Source organism: Rhizobium sp. 01N447_2 (assembly GCF_056399245.1).
The window spans coordinates 1-5,787 of sequence record NZ_JBFTQY010000141.1 but is presented as its reverse complement, the minus strand read 5'-3'; the positions used below and the strand labels follow the sequence as shown (position 1 = coordinate 5,787).

Sequence of the window (5,787 nt, the reverse complement as noted above, 5' to 3'; positions counted from 1 at the left end):
GCGTACGCCGTTATAGAGCATCTCCCATATGGTGGAGATGTCGGCGGGATCGCGGTCGATGAGCTTCGGCCCAATTTCGTGATTGAGCATGTGGACCAGCGTGCCATAGGTTCCCGAACTGCCCGCGGCATTCTTGCCCTCTCCCCAGCCGACGATGCCGTCGTMCGTTTCGATCCGCAGGATCGCACTATCGAAGGTCGTCAGTCGGCCGAAGTCGCTGCGGTGCTGACGGCTCGCCTCGATGGGAATTTTGATCCACCAGGCCTCTACGGTCTTGATGCGCATGTCTCGGATCCCCTGCCCCTCACGGCCCGCGAGCCGCAGGGCATATTCTTTCCGTTCGTTACTTGATCAGCGGCAGGATCGTCTCGGCAGTGATCCGCATCTGATCGTCGTAGAACTTCTCAGTGAGAAGGCTCGAGCCGTGGTCCTGGATAAATTTCAGTTGCTCCGGGGGAATATCGACGGGGTTGCGCTCGACCATGTCCGGATATTTTGAGGCCGGCGTRCGGTCGACCGGMGCSACGAAYTCGTTGGTGASSGCGCCGTCRTASCCGATCTCCTTCAGCGTGCCGAYGATCTTCGGCCAGTCGAGCTGGCCGAGGCCGGCGGCAAAACGATTGTTATCGGCGACGTGGAAATCGAACAGGCGCTTTCCAGCGAGCCGGATCGCTTCATACATGTCTTCCTCCTCGATGTTCAGGTGGAAGGCATCAAGGCAAACCCCGCATTCGGGGCTGACGGCATCGGCGAGCGCCAGCGCTTGGGCGGCACGGTTGAAGAAATAGGTCTCGAAGCGGTTGAGCGGCTCGACGGCAATGCGCACGCCCCTCTTCTGGGCATGGGCAAAACACTCCTTGGTAGCGTCCACCACCCATGTCCACTCTTCTTCCTCGGTGCCATCCGGCACCACCTTTCCGACGGTCGCCGGCACCAGGGTGACGATCTCCCCCTCGAGTTCGCTGACCATGGTGATGACGCTCTTGACATAGTCCACCGACCTGGCGCGCTGGCCTTCATCCCTGGCGGCAAGATTGCGCTCGCCGAGCGTCAGGGTGACGGCACCCCAGCAGCGGATGCCGTGCTCTTTCAGCAGCGCGCGCGTCTCATTGACGTCGTATTGTGCCGGCTCGCCGGATATCTCGATGCTTTCGTAGCCATATTTCTTGATGCGCTTCAGCGTGACGGCGAGCGGCTCGGCCCGCATCCAGTTGTGTGTCGAAAGATGCATAAGGTCCTCCCAGACAGGTGCAGCACGGTCCACCGCCAATCGGGCGGCAAAAGGTCATGTTGTCGTTGGCCACTCTCGCCCATCCTCGGCAATCTGGTTTGGCCAATTCTCGTCATTTGAAAGCTCTAGCTCAATTCTTAACCCTCTGCAAGACGGGGCCAAAAGGTCGATATTTCTTTAAACGATCGATATTTAATCCTGCATTTCCCGCTTAGGCGCGAATCCAGCATCTCAAGCGTGCAATTAACTGGCTTGACCAGATTCGAAGATTTGGTATGACCAGATCTGGAAAAGTGATAGGGCGTTGAAATCGTCGCGCAGTGGCCACAGGGCCAAGTGGAGGGGAGATGAAGATCGGCATGTGCATGTTCCTCTGGACGACAAGTGTCGGCCGGAAACACGAGGCACTGTTACGCGATATCAAGGACACGGGGTTTGACGGTGTCGAGATCCCGATCTTTTCCGGCACACCCGACGACTACCATCGGCTGGCAGACATGCTTGACCGGATCGGCCTGGAACGGACCGCCGTTTCCGCCATGGGCGATCCGCAGATGAACCTGATCGCCGCCGACGCCCAGACCCGCAGACGCGGCATCGACTACATGAAATGGGCTATCGACTGCAGCGATGCGCTGGGTGCAACGATGCTGAGCGGGCCGCTGCATTCGACGCTCGGCAAATTTTCCGGCAGCGGACCGAGCGCGGCGGAACTCAAGCGCTCGGTTTCCTCGCAACGCGCGATCGGCGATCATGCAGCAAAGCATGGCATCACGATCGGGCTTGAGGCGCTGAACCGCTTCGAATGCTACCTGTTCAACACGATGGACGATCTTGCGGCCCATATCGACGCGGTCGGACACCCGCATATCCGCGCCATGTACGACACGTTCCACAGCAATATCGAAGAGACCGACCCCATCGGCGCGTTCACGCGAAACAGTGATCACATCGTCCATGTCCACATTTCGGAGAACGACCGCGGCGTACCCGGTCGTGGCAACATTCCCTGGGCGGAGACGTTTAGGGCGCTACGCGCGAGCGGCTACGACGGGTGGCTGACAATCGAGGCCTTCGGCCGGGCGCTCAAGGAGCTCGCCGCCGCAACAAAGGTCTGGCGCGACTTTTCCGAGACACCGGAATCGGTCTATCGCGAAGGCTACCGCCATATCCGCGATGGATGGCACGCGGCGATATGACTACCAACCGATTCTCGCCGCGGTCGATAAGGGAACCATCGGCCTGAACGCTGCACTGGCAGGCACGCCTTACGCCTGAGCAATCAACTTCTGCCTGCTCTCATTGAGCACCCAGGTTCCCTTGCATATCGGAGAGATTTCCGAAGGCGTCCGCTCAGGAGACATCCCCTCAGGAAACCAGGGACATCGGGGGGCGGGCGGCGGGCGATGCCTTGCGGATATCGGCGGTCTGAAAGTGGGAGATTCTTTCGTTCAACACTTCCACCTGATGCCGGAGCCGATGAATCTCCGCGGTGTTTTCCTCCACCATGGCGGCATTGTGCTGGGTGATGTGCTCGACATCGCGAACGGCGTTGTTGACCTCGTCAATCCCCTTGTATTGCGTGGTCGTCGAAGACGAGATGACTTGCACCAGCCCATTGATCGAGGTGAAACGGTCCATGATGGATGACAGCGCCTGGCCGGTCTCCTCGACGAGCTGGACGCCTGCGCCAACTTGTGATGCGCTGGTGGAAATCAGGCCCTTGATCTCACGGGCGGCCGTGGCGCAACGTTGCGCAAGCTCACGCACCTCCTGCGCGACGACAGCAAAGCCTCGGCCCGCCTCTCCAGCCCGGGCCGCTTCCACACCCGCGTTGAGCGCGAGGAGATTGGTCTGGAAAGCAATCTCGTCGATCACGCCGATGATGCTGGTGACTTTTTCGGATGACCGGTTGATGGCGCCCATGGCGTCGATCGCCTTGGCGACAACGGCCGCGGAGTGCTCCGCCTGGCGGTGCGCCTCGGCGACCGAAAGCGACGTCTGACGGGCGTTTTCGGCCGTCGTTCGCACGCTGGCGGTGAGTTCGCCCAGCACCCGCGAACTCTCCTCGAGGGACGCGGCCTGTTGTTCCGTGCGGCGGGCCAGATCGTCGGCGGCGCCGGAAAGGTTGGTGCTGCCCTCGGCGATCTCGTAGGTCGTGTTGCGCACCTCGGCGAGCGTCAGGCGCAGCGCATCGATGGCGTGATTATAGGTGCGCGCCATCGCGACATAATCTGTGGCCAGATCCTCGCTCATCACAGCTGCAAGGTTGCCATCGGCGAGTTTGCCGAGCATTTCCGACAGGGCGGTGAGAGCCTCGCTCTGTTCGGCCTCGATACGCGCCTGCTCAGCCGCGCGGCGGGCTTGCTCCAGTTCGTCTCGCGCCCTGTTTGTTTCGGCAAGCTCTTCCAGCCTGGTCTTCTCAAGCGCATGATCACGGAAGACGGTGACGGATCGGATCATGTCGCCGATCTCGTCGCCGCGCTTGCCGTCGCCGATCTTGACGTTCAGATCGCCGTCGGCCAGTCTCATCATCGTCTGGGTGATCCGCATCAGCGGCCCGCGCAGCGTTTCGATCAGCATGAGACCGCCGATGATCGCTAGCACGGTGCCCACAATCATTGCCGACAGCGACATTGTCGCCGAGCGCTGGCTGATTTCCTTGCCGCTCTCCTGCGCCGTGCTGACGAACTGCTCGAGCGTATGACTTGCCGACGCCACCAGCTCCGTCGCGGCCTCCTTGTTGCCCCGCCAGCGATCGGCGATCGATATCAAAAGCGACGTGTGCTTTTCGATTGCGGAAAGCGACGGCTCGATTTTCTTGGCAAGATCCTGCAACGCGGCGTTTCGCCCGCTCAAAGGCACAAGCTTTGCAGCGCTTTCGCGCAGCGCCTTGAGATCTGTGAGAACCGCATCCCTCGCTTCGGCATCCACCCGTCTGTTCAATTCGCTCAAGTGCAAGCGCAGATCGTCAATGGATTTGAAAGCGGCATTGACGATCGCCACCATCGAGCGAAGCGTTGATATACTCGCATCCATGCCGGCAAAGCGCTCGATTGCCGTGTCCGCATTGGCAGCGGCGAGCTTTGCAAACTGCTCCTCGAGATATTGCAGTTCCTGGTCGAGGGGAGCGTAAGTGTCCAGCGTCAGATTGCTACCTTCCTTGGCCATTGCAGCGAGCCTGTCCAAGAGTGGATTCAGCAACGCGATCTGGCTTTGAGCCTTCTCGGACGCAAGCGTCACACTCGCGCCCGCTTCTTTGACGAGCGGTGGCAGCAGGCTGCTGACGGCCTTGGCCAGATCCTCAGGGGTGGTTGCTCGTGCGGTTGCCTTGCGCAATTTCGCAATGCGCTCTCCGAGGCCCTTATAGGCCGAGGCATCGAGAAGAAGTGCCCGGACGAAGGCCTCTTTTCCGTTCGCCTGATCCTGAAGCACGTCGAGTTGCTGGCGGGCGCTCTGACTTTCCTTAAACAGCCGCGCCACCTCGTCGTCGATTGCCTGTTCCGTATTGGCGCGCTCCTGTGACACTGCCCATAATGTGTCGGCGCCGCCCTGCATCTTGGCCCCGAGTTCGCGCACCGCGGAGATCTGTTGCTTCTGCGCCGGATCGGCCAACATCGCATCAAGTGTCGCCGCGCCCTTCTCCTGATCCGAGATGCTGGCGATCAACCAATCGCGCGTGGCCGCACTCGGAAGATCGGTAAACGCAGTCAGCGCGGATCGCAGTTGCTGAAAACTGGAAAGGGTTTCGATCGTCTGCCGGGTCAGGGTCATCTGGCCGTTGAGCGTACCGGCAGTGAAATAACCGAAAAGGCCGATGCCAGCTATCAGGACGATCAGGGGCACCAGAAACAAGAGGATCTTCGTCACGATCCGCATGCGTTGCAACAGTCGATCAATCAGCGCCATGGATGGCCCCCGCCCCAGTAAAAATTGGCTCTTTTCCGGCGCGACCCCTCGCCTTGGCTCACTGCACCAGCGGTCATGTCACGATGACCGCCGGTAGCTGGATCGCGCCAAGCCGCCACAGTAGTCACAACTGTTAAAAAAATGGTCAATGGTGTCGAGTTTGGCGCATGTGCGGCGAGGGCGCATTTTCAGCGCCCTCGTCCCGTTACTCAGCCAATGGCCATCAGGCTTGCATTGCTGCGGGCAGCCGCGGTGTTGATCGACGTCGACGCCTCCTCCAGCAGCCAATTCAAAGCACTAGGCTTCGGGATCGCCCGCCAATTCCTCGGTCGTCGCGGCGTGGACCAGCAGAAGCGGTCTGGCCGGTGAGCGATGAAGCTAAAACCGTTCCGCTCGGGACGCAAGGCCAAGGTGTCTAAGAGGTAGCCTGAGCCTCCTCGAAATCCCTGAGCCGACCCAAACATCTACATCCCAAGCCCCAAGGTCCTGCCCCGCTTCAGCGAGCGCTCCAACTCCATCTGCTGCGTGAGTTCTGCACGATGACTGCGGTCGGCAAGGCGGACGACCTGGCGGATCCGCTCGATGTCCCCAGCCTGATCGGGACCCATTCGCTTCAGCTGATCTGCGAGATCTGAGGGATCGGCGCG

4 protein-coding genes and 1 pseudogene are annotated in these 5,787 nt (G+C 60.5%); 1 reads left to right on the top strand and 4 read right to left on the bottom strand.

What is annotated here, in order from left to right; all coding sequences use genetic code 11:
• Together AC1ECN_RS38050 and AC1ECN_RS38045 are read right to left on the bottom strand one after the other, a co-directional pair.
• Window positions 1-285: pseudogene (locus AC1ECN_RS38050) on the bottom strand (mandelate racemase/muconate lactonizing enzyme family protein); the annotation flags it as partial.
• A 58-nt stretch (window positions 286-343) separates the two neighbouring features.
• Window positions 344-1,231 (bottom strand): sugar phosphate isomerase/epimerase family protein, encoded by an 888-nt coding sequence (locus AC1ECN_RS38045; RefSeq protein ID WP_477955973.1) that lies wholly within the window; start codon window positions 1,229-1,231, stop codon window positions 344-346.
• Between the two features lie 347 nt (window positions 1,232-1,578).
• Between AC1ECN_RS38045 and AC1ECN_RS38040 the strand changes: the two genes are divergently transcribed.
• Complete coding sequence (locus AC1ECN_RS38040; RefSeq protein ID WP_130726100.1) at window positions 1,579-2,430, top strand: sugar phosphate isomerase/epimerase family protein; 852 nt, start codon at window positions 1,579-1,581, stop codon at window positions 2,428-2,430.
• A 169-nt stretch (window positions 2,431-2,599) separates the two neighbouring features.
• Here the strand turns inward: AC1ECN_RS38040 and AC1ECN_RS38035 are convergent, their stop codons facing one another.
• Entirely contained in the window at window positions 2,600-5,140 is a 2,541-nt protein-coding gene (locus AC1ECN_RS38035; protein WP_130722264.1) for a methyl-accepting chemotaxis protein, read from the bottom strand.
• 464 nt (window positions 5,141-5,604) lie between these two features.
• Window positions 5,605-5,787 (bottom strand): hypothetical protein (locus AC1ECN_RS38030; protein WP_477955970.1); only part of this gene is annotated, 183 nt, incomplete at its 5' end.